Raw genomic sequence first — 18,219 nt, 5'->3', positions numbered from 1 at the left:
TACACCAATCGAGATCTTCTTACTTAATCTACGTCACTAAATTCGTTCAAGTTATTTCTTGCAATCTGCCGAACCCAATTACAGGGGCTAAGACAATTGCGCCAAGTAATATCTACATTGCTAGCGGCGCTGGTGATGTGATCAATGCCATGATCGTGGCAGCCGTTGCAGTCTTTGTGACATGGTTAGTTGCCCGTTACTTGAAGGGCTTTGGTTCTGTTGCCATCATTTTGAGCCCAATCATCATCGGTGGTGGTGTTGGTTTGTTTGGTAAGATGATTGCACCTTACGTTGGGGCTGTCACAACTTGGATTGGTAACTTGATTGAAACGTTCACACGTTTGGCACCAATTCCAATGGTTATGTTGATTGCCATGGCGTTCTCAATTATCATTATTACACCTGTTTCAACTGTTGGTATTGCTTTGGCTATTTCATTGTCAGGTATCGGTTCTGGTGCTGCCGCAATGGGTGTTGTGGCCACAACAATTGTGTTGTTGATTAACTCATGGCGTGTTAACAAGCCTGGTGTCACAGTAGCGATTGCGCTAGGTGCCATGAAGGGTATGATGCCATCTGTATTTGCTAAGCCGGTAACCATGCTACCATTCATGCTGGCAGCGGCTATCTCTGCCGTGCCAGTTGCGTTGTTCAACATTCAAGGGACACCAACAACTGCCGGATTCGGTTACATTGGATTAGTTTCACCAATCCAATCAATGGTGAAGGATCCATCAATTCCAGCAAACGTGATGAACCACTTCATTAATCCATTTACAGCTTTGATTGCTTGGATTGTTATTCCAATCATTGCCGGATTTATTGCACAATTCATCTTCAGTAACTGGTTGAAGTTGTATACACCAGCTGATTTTGAACAAGAACTATAAAATTTAGTACGTATTAGCGTCACCTCAAATTAATGAGGTGGCGTTTTTATTTGACAAAAGCGTTGAGCAATGTAACAAAATTTCGCACCAATGTTACAAAAATATTAAATAAATCATGTTTTATATCGGAATTGCGGGGTATTTTTCACCAATCAGCGTTTTTAGCCTCGTTTTAAAAGCACCATGATACTGCGTGTTCAGCCGATTTTTTGGGTTGGGATGACTTTTTAAATATATATATTGTTGTATGTTTGTATATTAAAAGGTTTTTGTACTGGTTTTTGATTGGCTATGTTACATATATGTAATGTTGATACGTCAAAATAAGTCACATGATGTTAAAGAAAATTTTAATCACAAGTGCAACAGTAACTGGTATGACGTTGGGGGTTCTCGGCGCGCAACTTAAAGCTGAAAGTCATCCAACGGATGCCGCTTCATTAAACGAACAAGTTAATGTAAAAGCGGTAGACCGAGCTGTTGCTTCATTAGCTGACGTGAAGTCAGTCCAATTGTCAGTCAGTCAAGCAGTGGCGGCACATGCTACTGCTGAACAAGACACAACACCAGCGGCAACTGCGCCGGCTGAAGCAGCACCAGCTGTTGCTGTTGCAGAACCAGTTGCGACACCGGCAGCGCCGGCAGCCGCGCCTGCTGTTGTGACACCAGTTGTAACACCAGCCAAGCCAGCTGAAGCAACACCAGCACCAGTTTCTGGTGATTTGCAATGGTTAATCGCGCGTGAAAGTAGCGGTAACGTTAACGCACAAAACGGGCCTTACTATGGGATTGGCCAATTAAGCGAAAATTATTATGCCAAATACGTCCCAGGCCAAAACTATCGCGGTAACTACGCGGTGCAACTTGAAGCCATGCAAAAATATATTGCTGATCGTTATGGCACAGTGGCGCAAGCCATTGCACATTGGCAAGCGAACAATTGGTATTAAGCCTTGTTTGGTGTGAATCATACGGTTCAAATGTAAAAGTACACTCCGGTGTGCTTTTTCTATTTTGGTCCTAATTTGTCCACGACAAGAGTGGTGTCAAATTTAGTGGCAGAGTAGTGTATAATAGAATAGAATAAATAAACTGGATGATGATTTGCATGCGCTTAGAACAATTTACGCCAACCTATATGGTTGAAAGAATATATGATTTGACAGTTGACGACCTGAAAGCTCATGGCGTCAAAACGGTCCTAGCTGATCTGGATAATACATTACTCGCTTGGAACAATCCAAATGGCACCCCCGAATTGCGTCAGTGGTTAGCTGATTTACGTGAAGGTGGGATCGAGTTGATTGTGGTGTCAAACAATACCACCAAACGCGTAGCGAAGGCCGTTGAACCGTTAGGGGTACAATTCGTTTCCTGGTCGCTTAAACCATTACCAAGAGGTATTTTGCATGTTTTGCGAACACACCATCTTGATCGGCAATCGGTTATTATGGTGGGGGATCAAATGTTGACCGACATTTGGGCAGCACATGCAGCCGGCGTACGTAGTGTCCTTGTTAAACGTTTAATTGACTCAGACATGTGGCAAACGTGGCTTAATCGTAGTATTGAAAAGCAAGTGAAAAAAATTGTTTTTCGTGCACATCCAAACTTAAAATGGGAGAAATCACTTCGTGACAACTGAAGTAACGGACGCATATGTCCGAGAAGAATTAAATGATGGTTTGCGCTGCATTGGCTGTGGCGCTTTAATCCAGGTTGATGACCCAAATAAGTCGGGTTATCTGCCAATGAGTGCCTTAAAGAAGGCGATTGATCGGGATGAATTACTTTGCCAACGGTGCTTCCGTTTGCGGCATTATAATGAAATTCAACCCGTAGAATTGACTGATGATGACTTTGCGAGCTTGTTGCACCAAATTTCCGACACACGCGCTTTGATTGTTTACGTGATTGATGTCTTTGATGTGACGGGTTCAGAAATTTCTGGCTTGCCACGCTTTGTGGGACAAGACAATCCAATTTTGGTAGTGGCCAACAAGGTAGACTTATTGCCAAAGTTATTGAACAAAAACCGATTGAAAAATTGGTTGCAAGCCGAATTGAAGGCGCAAGGCATTAAGCCAGTCGATATTTTCTTGACGTCAGCGACGCACCCACAAAATCTTGATGCGTTGTTGGCTGAAATTGATGAATTACGTGCCGGCCGTGATGTCTTTGTCGTTGGGGTAACCAATGTTGGGAAGTCAACGTTGATTAACCAAATTATTAAGACAAGCACAGGGGTGAAGGATTTAATTACGACCTCACGTTTCCCAGGGACAACGTTAGATCGAATCGAAATTCCGCTATCTGATGGGAAGCATTTGATTGACACACCAGGGATTATCAAGCGTGACCAAATTGCGCACGTGTTGTCGGACAAAGATTTGAAGTATGCGTTGCCTAAAAATGAAATTAAGCCACGCACTTACCAATTGAATCCAGAACAAACCCTATTTATTGGTGGGCTCGCTCGCTTTGATTTTGAATCAGGTGAACGTGCCTCATTTACGGCATATTTTGAAAATAATCTCAATTTACACCGGACAAAACTGGCCGGTGCAGATGCTTTTTATGAGAAGCATGTTGGGACGTTATTAACACCGGCACCAAAAACGGCAACCCCACTTGTGAAGCACACATTTAAAACGACTGAAAAGAGTGATATTGTGTTTGCAGGTTTGGGTTGGATTTCTGTGCCAGCTGGCGTACAAGTCAGCGGCTGGGCACCACAGGGCGTTTCTGTCCTTATTCGAAAGGCAATGATTTAATGTTACAACTCACTGGAAAGCAAAAGCGCTTTTTGCGCGCACAAGCAAACACACTCTCACCTATTTTTTCGGTTGGTAAAAATGGGTTGACCCAAGCTTGGGTTGATGAAATTGTCTTGGCAATTGCCAAGCGTGAATTAATTAAAATTAGCATTCAGCAAAGTGCGGATGATTCTGCGCAAGCGGTAGCTGATTTTATTCAATCACACTCAGATATTACGGTCGCACAAGTGATCGGCCGGACGCTGGTGTTGTACTTGCCAGCGCAAGAAGATAAATATAAGAAAATTTCTGTGGCATTAGCAAAGATTTAATCAAAGGTAGTCATGTCAATGCAAGGGATAGCAACAACGATCACACAAAGGCAACTGCAGGAAGCCCCCGTGCAACCGCAACATCGTGTCGGTATTTTTGGTGGCACTTTTGATCCACCACATATTGGGCAATTGGTGTTAGCGGAAAGTATTGGGCGGCAATTGGGTTTGGAAAAGGTTTATTGGATGCCAAATGCGCAACCGGTAGACGGGCGCCATGCGATTGCGCCTGCGGATCGTGTTCAAATGGTTCGCCAAGCGATTATGGGCAATCCTTTCTTTGACCTTGAATTGATTGAAATCTATCATGGTGGGCCATCTTTGACCTATCAAACGATGTTGGCCCTGACGCAAGCGCATCCGGAAAATGCTTACACCTTCATCATGGGTGGTGATCTCGTTGAAAAACTGCCAACTTGGGCACATATTGATGACCTGGTACAGTTGGTGCAACTAGCAGCCGGTAAAACGACGCAACAGGCAGGCCAATCGGACTATCCCATTATTTGGTGTGACGTACCCAAAATTCAAATTTCTGCTTCAGAAATTCGGACAAAACTGCGGTTAAACCAAAGTATTCGTTATCTGGTACCAGAACGGGTGAGTTATTTTATTGAAGAATATCATTTATATCGGGGGCTATATGACTAAGTATTTTGATGGCAGTATTGCAGAACTCGAAACGCGTGTTGCCGCGCAACTGTCGGACTATCGTTTCCAACATGTCTTACGTGTCAGAGATTACGCGCTTAAATTAGCGAAACAGTATGGTGTGTCACCAGAAAAGGCTGAAATTGCCGCACTCGTGCATGACTATGCAAAAGAACGCGCTGATGAGGATTTTCTTGCTGTGATTCAGGCCAAGAATTTGGATCCTGATTTAGTGAATTGGGGTAATTACATTTGGCATGGTGTCGTTGGGGCAGAAATGATTCGTGATGAGTTGGGGATTGATGACCCAGACATCTTAACAGCGGTTCGGCAACACACAACGGGATCAGGGGCAGACATGTCTTTGTTATCACAGATCATTTTTATGGCAGATTACTTGGAGCTGGGGCGGACTTTTCCAGGGGTTGAAACAGCGCGTACTTTGACGGACCAATCACTGGCTGCCGGTATAAAATACCAAATTGTCCACACCGTTTTACGTTTGGTCGAAAAAGAAACACCGATTTATCCAAAGAGTATTACAACCTATAATTATTGGTTGCCCCGTGCTTAAGGGCAACGTATAAACGAAAGTAAAGGCAAATATTTTGACAACAGCATTAGATGTAAAAACAGTATTAGAAACAGCTATTAAGGCTGTAGATGACAAAAAGGCCAACAACATTGTGGCCCTTGATATGCAACAAGTCAGCTTGATGGCTGATTACTTTGTCATTGCCGATGCCGCTTCAAACCGGCAAGTACAGGCAATTGTGACGGAAGTAAAAGACAAAATTCAAGAAGCTGGTGGCGAAGTTAAGTTAATTGAAGGCTTCCAAGCAGCGGATTGGGTGTTGATTGACTTAGGCGACGTTATTGTCCATGTCTTTTCAACAGAACAACGTGATTTCTACAACTTGGAACGCCTCTGGCATGATGCACCATATGTTGATATCACAGAATTATTGGTAACTGATTAATTGAGATGAGCGGCAGCTCGTCTTTTTTCTGTTAAAATAGAACTTATGACAAACGAAAATTTACAAAATAATTATTCAACCTTTGCGGCGAAATACGATCAATTATTTGATCAAGAGATGTATCGTGCCTGGGCAGACTTTGTGACCAGTCAAACGCAACCAGGCGACATCTTAGATCTTGGTGGTGGTGCCGGGCGATTGGCTGTTTTATTGGCGCAACGCGGTTACCAAGTTGATGTACTGGATATGTCGGCCGAGATGTTAACGTTGGCCCAACAGCACGCCGCCGCAGCTGGCGTGGATGTGAACTTGTTACAAGCCGATATGCGCGATTGGTCAGATTGGCAGAAAACCTATCCAACGATTGTGAGTTTTGCGGATGCGTTAAATTATTTGCCAACGTTGGCCGATTTTCAGGCAACCATCCGTGAAGTTGCCGCTCATCTGGAAAAGGGCGGTCAGTTTTTATTTGACGTCATTACACCGCATCAGGTTAATGTTGGTTATGCTGACTATTACTATAATAACGATGATGATGCCGACAATATCTTCATGTGGACAAGTTATCCAGGGGAAGCGGCCAACAGTGTTGACCATGATTTAAAGTTTTTCGTGTATGACGAGCAGATTGACGGGTTTAAAATTTTACGTGAAATTCATCATGAACAAACGTATGATTTGGCGACCTATGAACGCGAACTACGTTTAGCAGGATTTGAGCAAATAGCGGTGTCGGCGGACTTTGGTGACAGTACCATTGATGATGCCACAGATCGCTGGTTCTTTAAGGCGGTGAAAGCATGAAAGTTGTTGGTTTAGTAACTGAATACAATCCATTTCATAATGGGCATCGTTACCACATACAACAAGCCAAAGCGGTGACTGGGGCCGATGTTGTGGTGGCCGTGATGTCGGGTAATTTTGTCCAACGTGGGGAACCCGCTTTATTTGATAAATGGACACGGGCGCAAACAGCACTGGAAAATGGGGTCGATCTCGTTATTGAGTTGCCAACTTTTTATGCGGTACAACCCAGTCATATTTTCGCAGAAGGTGCGGTGCGCTTATTGTCAGCAATGGGCATCACAGACATGGTTTTTGGGAGCGAACATGCAGATGTTGATTTTTTAAAACTCGCTGAACAAGCACCAAGTGTTGAAGACGGTCATGCTTTCCAAGAAAAAAATCAAACTTTTGCCCATGCTTATGCCACACAATTGGCCGCAGAGACGGGGTTCGTGTTAGAAGATCCAAATGATATTTTGGCATTTGGCTATGCCAAAGCGGTCATTAAATTGGGCGTTGACATGACATTACATCCCATCCAACGGGTGGCTGCTGGGTATCACGATCAAAGTTTTGCTGATGATCAAACCATTGCATCGGCCTCATCAATCCGTTTGGCCTTGCATAAAGGCAAACTTGACAAAGTACAGGGCGTTGTGCCAGAAGCGACATTACAGGCGGTTGCACAAGCCCCACATACGATTGCCTTTGAAACGCCATTTTGGCAATTATTGAAGTACCGCTTAATGACGGATACAATTGGGCAGTTGGGGCAAGTTTATCAAATGGCTGAAGGCTTAGAACATCGCGTAGCGGCAGTAGCGCTGGGTGAACCTGGTCCCAAAAATTATCAGAGCTTTATTAAGGCAGTGAAATCAAAGCGCTATACTTTTGCGCGGATGCAGCGCACGTTGTTGTATACGTTACTCAATATTAAGGTTGATCAAATGCAGGCGGCCATGCAAGATCCTTATTTGCGCATTCTTGGATTTACCGATGCAGGACAACAATTCCTCAATCAGATTAAAAAGACGGTAACGTTACCGTTGATTAGTAAAGTGGATCAAAATCTTGCCAAAGCTAACTTGCGATTAGATTATAAAGCGGGTAAAATCTGGCAGTTATTGGCCAATGAGCCTGGGCAACAACAGGACGTGACACGTCAGCCGATTCATGTAACCGGCCAAAAATAAGCAGACAGGGGAGAAATAAATGAAATATCATAAAAATCAACTACAAAAATTTCGCCAAAATGCGTTAACTTTCGATGAAGATTTAACGCTTGAGACATTGGCTAAGACACGTTTTCCAGACACCATTTTAGCTTTGTCACCACTTCACGTGACTGGGCAAATTAAATACACTGACCAAGACGATTTGCTACTTAACGCGCATGTGACAGGGGAAGTCACAGTGCCGTCATCACGATCATTAGCACCAGTTGTACGGCCAGTGGATTTGGTGATTGAAGAACGTTATGTTGAAGATGAGAAGCGGTTGGCTGACTTTGAAGAGACCGATCCTGTGTTTGTATTAGAAAATGATACACTTAACGTCGACGAAGCCGTTCTTGACAACATTGTAGCTGAATTACCGTTGCAAATTTTGACGGCGGAAGAGCTGGAAAATGATGTGTTACCATCTGGACAAGATTGGCATGTTATCAGTGAATCAACTTATGAAAATGAGAAAAAAGCAGCAGAAACCGAGCAGTTGGACCCAAGACTAGCAAAATTAGACGATTTTTTCAAATAATGAGAAAAAACTTGCAAATTTTTAGAAACTACTCTAAAATATAGGGAAGTAAAAGAATTGGATTCGGCGTTGCCGATTTAACTATTGAGGACAAAAAATGAGCAAAGTATTGATTGTTGAAGATGAAGAAAACTTGGCAAAGTTTGTCGGCCTTGAACTAAAGCATGAAGGCTATGAAGTCGAAACAGTTTTAGATGGTCGTTCAGGACTAGACGCCGCACTGGAAAATAACTATGATGTTATTTTGCTTGACTTGATGTTGCCGGAATTAAACGGCTTGGAAGTTGCCCGTCGTTTGCGTGAAACAAAGAAGACACCAATCATTATGATGACAGCACGTGATTCAGTGATTGATCGTGTTTCAGGTTTGGATTACGGGGCAGATGATTACTTGGTGAAGCCATTTGCCATTGAAGAATTGTTGGCACGTATTCGGTCACTCCTTCGTCGTATTGCAATCGAAACGGAATCAAGTGATAAGCACCGGTCAATTATTAACTTCAAAGACTTGCGAATTGAAAAAGAAAATCGTATCGCACGTCGTGATGACCAAATTATCAATTTGACAAAGCGTGAATATGACTTGCTCTTGACGTTGGTTGAAAACATTAACGTTGTGCAATCACGTGAACAATTGTTGAAGGAAGTTTGGGGCTTTGACTCTGAAGTTGAAACCAACGTAGTTGATGTGTACATCCGTTACTTACGTAACAAAATTGACGATCCAGAAAGTAAAGCATCTTATATCCAGACTGTTCGTGGTACTGGCTATGTGATGCGCAGCTAATAAATACTATGGTTGACAAAAAAAATACAACTCAAAAAGCCGCACGTCGTTTCTCATTAGGTTGGCAACTGTCACTGGGGATGGCGTCTGGTTTTTTTGTTGTCTTCATTTTCTTTACGCTGATTGTCATTGCGCGAATTAAACAATATTATGGCACACTACCTGTCCATTTATACCATTGGTTATGGGGAACCGTCTTTTTAGGCGGCGTGGCCATTTTTATTTTTGCTTTTCTACTAACGCGTCTGATTTTACGTCCCGTCAAGTCAATTGAGACAACCATTGAAGCGTTACGTGATGATCCGATGACTGAGGTGCGGGCGAAACAGACCGGCCCTAATGATGAATTTTCGGATTTGGTCAGTGTGTTAAATCGGATGATTGATCGGCTACAAAATTTGATTGCTGCGCAGCAACAATTCGTTTCCGATGTCTCCCATGAGCTGAGAACCCCCGTTACCATTGTGAAAGGGCATATGGATTTGCTTAATCGCTGGGGGAAAGATGAACCGGAAGTGTTGGATGATTCGATTAAATCATCCCTTGCCGAGATGCAACGGATGGAAACACTGATCAATGAAATGTTAAACCTGACCCGTGCGGAACAAATTCCAATTGAAAATGTTCAAGAAATCACGGAAATTGGTGGTTTGGTGCATCGTGTTTATGACAACTTTAAGTTGATTCATCCAGATTTTATTTTCACCTTGGATGATGACTTAACGCATGAAGCGAATGTGAAAGTTCGTCAGGATCACATGGAACAAATCTTAATTATCTTAGCGGATAATGCAGTAAAATATTCAACAGATCGTAAGGAAATTCATTTTGCCTTGTCACAGACGGCTAATCGTGTTGAAATCGGGGTCCAAGACTTCGGTGAAGGGTTATCGACTGAAGATGCGGGACGGGTGTTTGATCGTTTTTATCGTGTTGATAAAGCACGTTCCCGTGCCAAAGGGGGCAATGGGCTTGGTTTGAGTATTGCCCAACGCCTAGTTAACGCTTACGGTGGTGAAATTGCCATTGAAAGTGCCTTGGGATCGGGGTCAATTTTTACCATCCACTTACCACTTTATCGGGAGGCGCAGCATGGTCAGCTATCAAATTAATGTTTATGGTCGTGTCCAAGGCGTTGGCTTTCGTTGGTTTACCCAGCAGGCAGCAGAACGCCATCACATCAGTGGTTGGGTACGGAACAAAACAGATGGCTCGGTTGAAATGGCGATTCAGGGTGAACCGGCTGCTATTGATCGTTTTTTAGCCATCATTGCTGCTGGACCTGGTGCCTATAGTCACGTCACACAGCTCGTTAAAACGCCGATTGCGCCGTTTGAAGGGAAAAACTTTACCATTAGGTAGGAATTATTGGTATAATGGTTATCTGTAATAACCAGGAGAAAAAAATAACCTCATGAAACAAGTCAAGCGCGTCCTCACAATAGCTTTTGTGATTTTAGATATTATCTTAATTACCGGTGGCTATAGCCAACATAGTCGTATGTACCGCTGGATTGGGCAACCATTAGCAGATATCATGGCCAATATTGCGCACGTTATTGGTGGTGTCAATGGTATCGGTTGGGCGATTATCATTATTACAGCGATTTTGCGTTTGATTTTGTTGCCGTTCTTCTTGAATCAACAAGTTAACACAACAATTAACCAAATTAAAATGCAAAAGTTAAAGCCTGAAATTGATAAATTACAGGCTATCTCACGTCAGGCAGGGACATCTGCTGAACAACAACAAGCCAGCATGGCGATGATGTCACTGTATCGCGAAAACGATGTCAGTGTCATTGGCGGTATTTCATTTTTGACTTTAGCCATGCAACTACCAGTTTTTTCTGGTTTGTACGCTGCTATTTTGCACGCTCCAGCATTGAAAGGGGCAACTTTCTTTGGGCTTAGCTTAGGGCAACCACAATTGATCTTTGCGATTGCAGCCGGTGTGGTTTACTTGGTGCAAGCTTGGATTGCCGTGTTACGGATGCCAGAAGAACAAAAGAAGGCGTCAGCAACCATGATGTTGATCAGTCCAATCATGATTTTTGTGTTTGCCATGATTGCCAGTGGCGCAATTGGCTTGTACTTTATCGTGGGTGGTTTATTTGCCCTCTTGCAGTCTTTGATTCTGCACTTCCAACGTCCTGGTTTGGAAAAGCGTGTGGCGCGTGAATTTAAAATTAAGAAAACAGCAGATGATTTGTTAGCAAATCGTGCGCAAACGACACCAGGCACGCAAGCAGCACCTGCAGCCGAACAAACATCAGTATTACCACCAAAATCAAAGCGCAATCGTAATGCTGGTAAACAGCAGCGTTAATGTTTAAGTACGCCAAAAATTTGGCGTACTTTTGTTAGTTCTCAAGAGAACAGAAAGAAGTTATTATGGATCGTATTTTATCAAATCAAAACAGTCGTGTGAAAGCATGGGCAAAGCTCGCTACTAAGAAAGGCCGTCTTGAAAACAAGACTTATTTACTAGATGGCTGGCATTTAGTTGAAGAAGCTATTAAAGCAAAGGCCAAGTTCCATGCCGTGATGGCGACAGAAGCCCAAATGGCTGAACACTTGCCGGATGTACCGCATGGTGTACCAGCTTTTGAAATTAGTGAAGAAGTTGCCAAGCATATTGCTGGGACGAATACACCACAAGGCATTTTTGCCGAAATCTCATTGCCAGACAAGACGTTTGATCCAAGTTATGTGCATGATGGTGCTTGGTTGTTGCTTGACAAGATTCAAGATCCAGGTAATGTTGGTACGTTGGTTCGTACGGCCGATGCTGCTGGCTTCAAAGGCGTCGTCTTGGGCGAAGGCACAGCTGATGCTTATTCACCAAAGGTTGTTCGTGCCATGCAAGGGTCACAATTCCATTTGGAAGTCTTAAACGGCGACTTGAATGAATGGACAGATGCGTTGACTGCGAATGGCTTGCCAGTTTATGGCTCACAATTGGATGAAGCAGCGCAATCTTACCGTCAAATCGAACCAAGTACGCAATTTGCGCTAATTGTGGGTAACGAAGGTCAAGGTATGGCCGAAGAATTGGCAGCGAAAACGACGGCTAACTTGTATATCCCAATCCAAGGTCAAGCGGAAAGTTTGAACGTGGCTATTGCTGGTGGTATTTTAATGTTTAGTTTGGCGGCAGGTAATTAAGCAGCCCGCGATATAAATAACGTCTTGTGATAAAAATTCTGTGCACAAGACGTTATTTTTTGTTATAATAGGTATTAATGATTTAATGAGGAGTTATGACTGTGGCAAAAATACTCACCGTTGCTCTGATTGTTGTGGGTCTATTGCTCATTGTGACAGTCATGATGCAACCAAGTAAACAACAAGATGCGTTATCTGCTTTATCAGGTGGCGCTGGCGATTTATTCGCTGAACGTAAGTCACGCGGGTTTGAAGCGGTGATGCGACGCACAACAGCTATTTTAGGCGGGTTGTGGTTCATTATCGGTTTCGCCTTAATGTACTTGTCAGCGCATTAAGAATGATTAAGGTCAGTTTGCTCTTTTTGTAGACTGACTTTTTATTTTGGAAATTTTTATTTTGGAGAAATATAGAAAGAGGAGACTATGGCAGTAGAACAATTAAAATCTCAAATTGGCGGTTTTTTAAAAGCAAACCGCGAACAATCCTTTAGTGCACAAAATATGGCGGACGGCCTACGCATGAATTCAGCTGCGGGCTACCAAGACGTGGTTAATGCGATGAATGCGCTTGTGCGTGATGGGGAAGCCGTCGAAAAAGATGGCCAATTCTCATATAACGTCAATGCCGGCTATGTGATTGGTGAATATCATGCCAATGACAAAGGATTTGGCTTTGTTAAATATGACAGTGAATTACCGGACTTTTTTATCAATCCTGAAAATACGTTACAAGCCATGCAAGGTGATACGGTGCGGGTTTCAACAGTTAAGCCTTCAGCATCAGCTGACCGTGGCCCTGAAGGTAAGGTAGAAGAAATTATCAGCCACGCCTTTGAACGGGTTGTGGGGACTTTCTCACTTGGCTCAGAGGCGAAGGGGATGATTGGAGAAATCAAACTCAGTGACAAAAAGGCCATGGGTTATAAAGTTTTGGTGAGTGCTGATGGCATCACGCCAAACGATGGTCAAGTTGTGGTCGCGGATGTTACCCGTTTCCCAGATAAAGTTCACCCACGTGAACTAGTGGCAACGGTGACGGAAACATTAGGTTACAAGGATGAACCTGGAATGGACATTTTGCAAATTGTCTATTCTAAGAAAGTACCAAGTGAATTCCCACAAGAAGTGTTGGATGATGCAGCCAAAATTCTAGTTGACGTGCCGAAATCTGATTGGGCCGGTCGTGAAGATTTGACTGAACAAACACTGGTCACAATTGATGGTGCCGATACGAAAGATATCGATGATGCCGTTGTGGCTTGGAAGTTAGATAATGGGAATTATCATTTAGGTGTGCACATTGCCGATGTGTCACATTACGTCACGGAAGGGTCAACGATTGATGCGGAAGCTTATAAGCGTGGGACATCGGTTTATTTGACAAACCGTGTCATCCCAATGTTGCCACGTAACATTTCAAACGGGATTGCGTCATTAAATCCTAATGTTGTCCGTTTGGCAATGTCTGTTGAAATGGAAATTAATCCACAGGGACAAGTTGTGAACCACCATTTGCACACATCTGTGATTAAGTCACATGCGCGGATGACTTATGATGCGGTCAACAAGATTCTTGATGGTGATGTGTTTGTGCAAGACGAATACGCACAATTGACACCGATGTTTAAAGTCATGGGCGAATTACATGACATTTTGTACAACATGCGTAAAAAGCGTGGGGCAATCGAATTTGATGCGCCAGAAGCACAAGTTGTGGTAGACGATGAAGGTAAGGCAGTTGATATTAAGCTGCGTGAACGTGGCACAGCAGAACGGATGATTGAGTCCTTCATGTTAGTGGCAAACGAAACAGTCGCGGAGCACTTTGACAAGTTAGAAGTGCCATTCCTTTATCGTATTCACGAGATGCCCGATGAAGAACGCGCGAAGTCATTCTTTGAATTTTCAAAGGCATTGGGACACACCGTTTATGGTGATCCAAGCAAGGTAACACCAGCAATGTTGCAACAGTTAATGGCTGATGTGGCTGGTGATCCGGCTGAACAAATGATTTCAACGATGATGCTACGGGCAATGAAGCAAGCGAAGTATGCACCAGATCCTATTGGCCACTTTGGTTTGGGAGCTGATTACTATACACACTTCACATCACCAATTCGTCGTTACCCTGATTTGACGGTTCACCGCCTCATTAAGTGGTATGAAAAGCATGGTTATGGTCCGGAAGCACAAGCAAAATATGCCGATAAGCTCGGCCAAATTGGTGAAGATACCAGTGCCCGTGAACGGCGTGCGATTGACACGGAACGTGATGTTGATGCTTTGAAGAAGGCCGAATACATGTTAGACAAAGTGGGTCTGGAATTTGACGGTGTTGTCAATTCAGCCATGAAGTTTGGCTTGTTTATTAGCTTAGAAAACACGGTTGAAGGATTAGTGCACATTTCTAACTTGACCGATGATCATTATGAATACGATGAAGCACACGCTGCCTTGATTGGTCGCTCAAAGCACCGTATTTTCCAAATTGGTCAAAAGGTGCGCGTCAAAGTTTTGCGGGTTAACAAAGAAGAACGGACTGTTGACTTTATGTTAGTGGATCCAGAAAATGCGCCAACAACCGACATCCGTGTGGCGTCAAAGAACAATGGTAAGTTTGGTAAAGGCCGTAATCGCGAAGAGCGTCGTAAGAATGAGCGTCGCGGTAAGTCTGAAGGACCACGACAACGTCGCGGTAACCTAGATGCTAAGCAAGGCCAAAAGCGTGATGCAAAGCGAAATTTCTAAAGCAACGCGCAATGAAAGACTAATTTTTTAGTGGCGGGAACAGTATGGCAAAAAAGCAACAACAGACAGAAAAATATCTTGCACAAAATCGCAAGGCGCGGTTTAATTATGCAATTGAAGACACGTTTGAAGCTGGGATTGCATTAACTGGGACTGAAATTAAGTCTGTCCGTGCGGGACAAATTACCATCGGGGATGGTTTTGTGACGATTCATAATGGGCAACCACTATTAACGAATGTGACAATTGCACCTTATGCGCAAGGCAATCAATTCAACGTTGATCCAACCAGAACACGACCGTTACTTTTGCATAAACGCGAAATCAATCAATTAAGTCGCGCTGCGGCCGAACCAGGGGTCACGATTGTGCCCTTAAAGGTCTACCTGAAACATGGTTTTGCCAAAGTCCTGATTGGCATTGGTCGCGGAAAAAAGAAGTATGATAAACGCGAAGATATCAAACGTCGGGACCAAGAACGAGAGCTTGGTCGGCGCTTAAAACATTAAGCGCAGGACCGGCTTTGGGTTTGACGTTAAGTAAGTTTACAGCTATACTTAATATATGTGGAATAGTTGAAATTTCACAAGCTGAAAGGAATGACACGCATGATAGTAACAATCATTTCAGCACTCTTCGCAATCGTGATTGGTCTCGTTGTCGGTTATTATGGTCGTCTTTGGCAAGATAACAAACAAATTAACGCAACGAAACAAATTGCAGCTAACATTCTTGAAGAAGCAAACAAAGAAGCTAAAAGTCTCATACGTGCAGCGAAAACTGACGCGAAAGAAATGGCCCAAGATTATCGTAATCAAGTGGATTTAGATTTCAAAGATCGTCAAAAGCAACTGCAGCAACAAGAACAACGGCTTGAAGATCGCATCTCGAACCTCGACAAGAAAGATGCGGCCTTGAATCAGCGTGATGCGCAATTGATTCAAAAAGAAAACCAAGTACAGCAACGTTTGGATGATGCAAATCATAAAAAGACAGTTGCCAATGACTTAGTAACAGCACAACAGGAAAAGTTGGAAGAAATTGCCCAATTAACGCCTGTTGACGCTAAAGAACAAATTTTAAGTCAAACGAAACAAAGTTTGGTACGTCAACGTGCTGCTTTAGTGAAAGAAGCTGAAGAAGACGCGACGAGCGAAGCCGAAAAGCGCGCGCGCAATATTATTGTGCAAGCGATTCAACGGTCGGCAGCAGATGCTGTGGCGGATGTCACAGTGTCGGTTGTGCATTTACCAAGCGAAGACATGAAGGGCCGAATTATTGGTCGTGAAGGTCGGAATATTCGCACATTAGAATCATTGATAGGGATTGATTTAATCATTGATGATACACCAGAATCAGTGGTGTTGAGTGGCTTTGATCCAGTTCGTCGTGAAATTGCTAAAATGGCCTTAGATGCCTTGGTAGCAGACGGTCGCATTAATCCTTCACGGATTGAAGAGACTGTTGAAAAGGCACGTCGACAAATTGATGAAACAATTCGTGAAAAGGGTGAAGAAGCGGTATTTGAGCTTGGCCTACGTGGCCTGCACCCAGATTTGATTAAAATGATTGGCCGGATGAATTATCGAACGTCTTACGGTCAAAATGTGCTCCAACATTCAATCGAGGTCGCAAAACTTGCGGGAATGATGGCAGCAGAGCTTAAAATGGATGTCGCGCTTGCGAAGCGCGCTGGATTAATACATGATATTGGTAAGTCGGTTGACGCTGAAGTTGAAGGTTCCCACGTGGAATTGGGCGTACGTCTTGCCGAGAAATTTAACGAAAAGCCTGATGTGATCAATGCCATTGCGTCACATCACGGCGATGTACCAGCAACGTCACCAATTTCTGAATTAGTGACCGCTGCTGATGCCATTAGTGCTGCCCGTCCAGGAGCGCGCAGTGAATCACTTGAAAACTATGTCCAACGTTTGAAGGATCTTGAAGCCATTGCTAACCGTTATGACGGTGTTGAAAGTGCTTTTGCCATTCAAGCTGGACGTGAAGTTCGCGTGATTGTCGAACCAACTAAATTAACGGATATCCAGGCAACAGTCTTAGCACATGATATTAAATCAGATGTTGAGGAAAAGCTAGAATATCCTGGACATGTGAAGATTACAGTGGTCCGCGAAACACGCGCAACAGACTATGCCCACTAATAAAAAAAGTTACTCGTTGAGTAACTTTTTTTGTTATACTTATACTATGTTGTGCCAGTATGATGTTATTTTAATACAGTAGGTTGCAGCAAATACATTAAATATCACGGTATGGGGGGATTTATGGCACCAGGACAATGGGTACTTATCATTTTTGCGGTTGCTTTCTTATTACTGGTAATATTTATCGGTATATTCCTAATGCGCCTAACGCAATCACTTAAGATTATTACGTTCGACGTGGACACGATTGCCCGCTCGAGCAATGAAATTCTTGGCAACGCCAATGAGCTATTGACTGATGTCAACGAGAAAATGAAGACATTAGATCCAACTGTGCAAGCAGTTGCGGACTTGTCGGTTACGGTATCAGAATTAAATGACACTGTACAAAGTGTGACAAGTCGATTTGCTGCCTCAAAGCTTGTTCGCGGCTTTGGTGCGACGGGTATGGCAGCATCTGTTGCAAAAACGGCTATGCGTAAGTATAGTCACAAAAAATCATCAAAAAAGGAGACAAAGTAAATGTCAAAAGCTAAAGGATTTTTAATTGGGATTGCTGCGGGAGCAGCTGCATTGGCTGCGTTTAAAGCATTGCCAAAGAACCGTCAAGAAGAACTCAAAGCTAAGGCTACTGAAACATCAGATGCCTTGCGTGAAAAGGCCTATGATGCCGCTTATGCGACTGCTGATTTTGCTGGTGATGTAACGGAAAAGGCTAAAGCTAAGGCTGCTGAATTAAAGGATAAGAGCCAAGAAAAGTATGGCGAAAAGATTGATTTGGCTGCTGATCAAGTGAAGCAATTAGCCGATCAAGCCACACCTTATGTTAATAAGGCAAAGGATTTGGCTGTAAGTTATGTGGATAAGGCACAAGCCTCATTGAATGAATTACGCGATAAGTTCAATAATCACGATATTGAATTGACACAAGCTGATCTTAACCTTGATGAAACATTGCGTGATTTAGCTGAAGCGGCTCAAGTTGAAGCTGAATATTTCTCTGATAAAGCTGCTGATAAGGCTAAAGAAGTTAATGAAAATGTCGACAAGGCTGCTGAAAAAGTTGCTGAAAAAGCCGACGATGTGAAATAATTAAGCATAAAAAAAGCGCTCACATATTGTGGCGTACCCCGAAAGTTAAAGCAACTTTCGGGGTTTTATTTATGACTAAAATTTCAAAACAAATTAAACTTCAG

General features: G+C 43.2%; 22 protein-coding genes. All 22 read left to right on the top strand.

Features of this window, described 5'->3' with window-relative positions; all coding sequences use genetic code 11:
- A partial coding sequence (locus IE039_RS07425; protein ID WP_229782858.1) for a PTS sugar transporter subunit IIC occupies positions 1-890 on the top strand: 890 nt, incomplete at its 5' end.
- Positions 891-1,225: 335 nt separating this feature from the next.
- The gene (locus IE039_RS07420) at positions 1,226-1,840 is read left to right on the top strand and encodes an aggregation-promoting factor C-terminal-like domain-containing protein (RefSeq protein ID WP_010002662.1); all 615 of its coding nucleotides are present in this window, start codon (positions 1,226-1,228) and stop codon (positions 1,838-1,840) included.
- A gap of 158 nt (positions 1,841-1,998) precedes the next feature.
- A complete protein-coding gene (locus tag IE039_RS07415; RefSeq protein WP_010002663.1) occupies positions 1,999-2,535 on the top strand; it encodes a YqeG family HAD IIIA-type phosphatase in 537 nt (178 codons plus the stop codon).
- Positions 2,525-3,664, top strand: a complete 1,140-nt coding sequence (gene yqeH, locus IE039_RS07410) for a ribosome biogenesis GTPase YqeH (RefSeq protein WP_055308285.1) — start codon at positions 2,525-2,527, stop codon at positions 3,662-3,664. The genes IE039_RS07415 and yqeH overlap by 11 nt, the downstream gene beginning before the upstream one ends.
- Positions 3,664-3,978 (top strand): ribosome assembly RNA-binding protein YhbY, encoded by a 315-nt coding sequence (gene yhbY, locus IE039_RS07405; protein WP_010001183.1) that lies wholly within the window; start codon positions 3,664-3,666, stop codon positions 3,976-3,978. Before yqeH ends, yhbY begins: the two co-directional genes overlap by 1 nt.
- Before the next feature lie 18 nt (positions 3,979-3,996).
- Positions 3,997-4,629, top strand: a complete 633-nt coding sequence (locus IE039_RS07400; RefSeq protein WP_189428970.1) for a nicotinate-nucleotide adenylyltransferase — start codon at positions 3,997-3,999, stop codon at positions 4,627-4,629.
- Positions 4,622-5,203 (top strand): bis(5'-nucleosyl)-tetraphosphatase (symmetrical) YqeK, encoded by a 582-nt coding sequence (gene yqeK / locus IE039_RS07395; protein ID WP_029509877.1) that lies wholly within the window; start codon positions 4,622-4,624, stop codon positions 5,201-5,203. The genes IE039_RS07400 and yqeK overlap by 8 nt, the downstream gene beginning before the upstream one ends.
- 34 nt (positions 5,204-5,237) lie before the next feature.
- Positions 5,238-5,609: a ribosome silencing factor gene (gene rsfS / locus IE039_RS07390; RefSeq protein WP_010001179.1), complete on the top strand. Its 372-nt coding sequence runs from the start codon at positions 5,238-5,240 to the stop codon at positions 5,607-5,609.
- Positions 5,610-5,654: 45 nt separating this feature from the next.
- Entirely contained in the window at positions 5,655-6,413 is a 759-nt protein-coding gene (locus IE039_RS07385) for a class I SAM-dependent methyltransferase (RefSeq protein WP_095652390.1), read from the top strand.
- Entirely contained in the window at positions 6,410-7,588 is a 1,179-nt protein-coding gene (locus IE039_RS07380; protein WP_010005325.1) for a nucleotidyltransferase, read from the top strand. Before IE039_RS07385 ends, IE039_RS07380 begins: the two co-directional genes overlap by 4 nt.
- A gap of 19 nt (positions 7,589-7,607) precedes the next feature.
- Positions 7,608-8,150 (top strand): YceD family protein, encoded by a 543-nt coding sequence (locus IE039_RS07375; RefSeq protein WP_189428969.1) that lies wholly within the window; start codon positions 7,608-7,610, stop codon positions 8,148-8,150.
- A 97-nt stretch (positions 8,151-8,247) separates the two neighbouring features.
- Positions 8,248-8,937: a response regulator transcription factor gene (locus IE039_RS07370; RefSeq protein ID WP_010001175.1), complete on the top strand. Its 690-nt coding sequence runs from the start codon at positions 8,248-8,250 to the stop codon at positions 8,935-8,937.
- Positions 8,938-8,945: 8 nt separating this feature from the next.
- Positions 8,946-10,049: a sensor histidine kinase gene (locus IE039_RS07365; RefSeq protein WP_048701418.1), complete on the top strand. Its 1,104-nt coding sequence runs from the start codon at positions 8,946-8,948 to the stop codon at positions 10,047-10,049.
- Complete coding sequence (locus IE039_RS07360; protein WP_010004038.1) at positions 10,030-10,299, top strand: acylphosphatase; 270 nt, start codon at positions 10,030-10,032, stop codon at positions 10,297-10,299. The genes IE039_RS07365 and IE039_RS07360 overlap by 20 nt, the downstream gene beginning before the upstream one ends.
- A gap of 52 nt (positions 10,300-10,351) precedes the next feature.
- Positions 10,352-11,266, top strand: a complete 915-nt coding sequence (yidC, locus tag IE039_RS07355) for a membrane protein insertase YidC (protein WP_019040286.1) — start codon at positions 10,352-10,354, stop codon at positions 11,264-11,266.
- Positions 11,267-11,331: 65 nt separating this feature from the next.
- Positions 11,332-12,105 (top strand): TrmH family RNA methyltransferase, encoded by a 774-nt coding sequence (locus IE039_RS07350; protein WP_019040287.1) that lies wholly within the window; start codon positions 11,332-11,334, stop codon positions 12,103-12,105.
- A 101-nt stretch (positions 12,106-12,206) separates the two neighbouring features.
- The gene (secG, locus tag IE039_RS07345) at positions 12,207-12,443 is read left to right on the top strand and encodes a preprotein translocase subunit SecG (protein WP_278320906.1); all 237 of its coding nucleotides are present in this window, start codon (positions 12,207-12,209) and stop codon (positions 12,441-12,443) included.
- An 87-nt stretch (positions 12,444-12,530) separates the two neighbouring features.
- Complete coding sequence (gene rnr / locus IE039_RS07340; RefSeq protein WP_189428968.1) at positions 12,531-14,855, top strand: ribonuclease R; 2,325 nt, start codon at positions 12,531-12,533, stop codon at positions 14,853-14,855.
- A 44-nt stretch (positions 14,856-14,899) separates the two neighbouring features.
- Complete coding sequence (smpB, locus tag IE039_RS07335) at positions 14,900-15,364, top strand: SsrA-binding protein SmpB (RefSeq protein WP_010004616.1); 465 nt, start codon at positions 14,900-14,902, stop codon at positions 15,362-15,364.
- A 99-nt stretch (positions 15,365-15,463) separates the two neighbouring features.
- Positions 15,464-17,020, top strand: a complete 1,557-nt coding sequence (gene rny / locus IE039_RS07330) for a ribonuclease Y (RefSeq protein ID WP_189428967.1) — start codon at positions 15,464-15,466, stop codon at positions 17,018-17,020.
- 123 nt (positions 17,021-17,143) lie between these two features.
- Positions 17,144-17,545, top strand: a complete 402-nt coding sequence (locus IE039_RS07325; protein ID WP_189428966.1) for a DUF948 domain-containing protein — start codon at positions 17,144-17,146, stop codon at positions 17,543-17,545.
- Positions 17,546-18,115: a hypothetical protein gene (locus tag IE039_RS07320; RefSeq protein ID WP_189428965.1), complete on the top strand. Its 570-nt coding sequence runs from the start codon at positions 17,546-17,548 to the stop codon at positions 18,113-18,115.
- Positions 18,116-18,219 lie beyond the last annotated feature (104 nt).

The organism is Leuconostoc lactis KCTC 3528 = DSM 20202, assembly GCF_014651235.1.
Lineage (GTDB): Bacteria > Bacillota > Bacilli > Lactobacillales > Lactobacillaceae > Leuconostoc > Leuconostoc lactis.
This window is presented reverse-complemented; position numbering and strand designations above follow the sequence as displayed.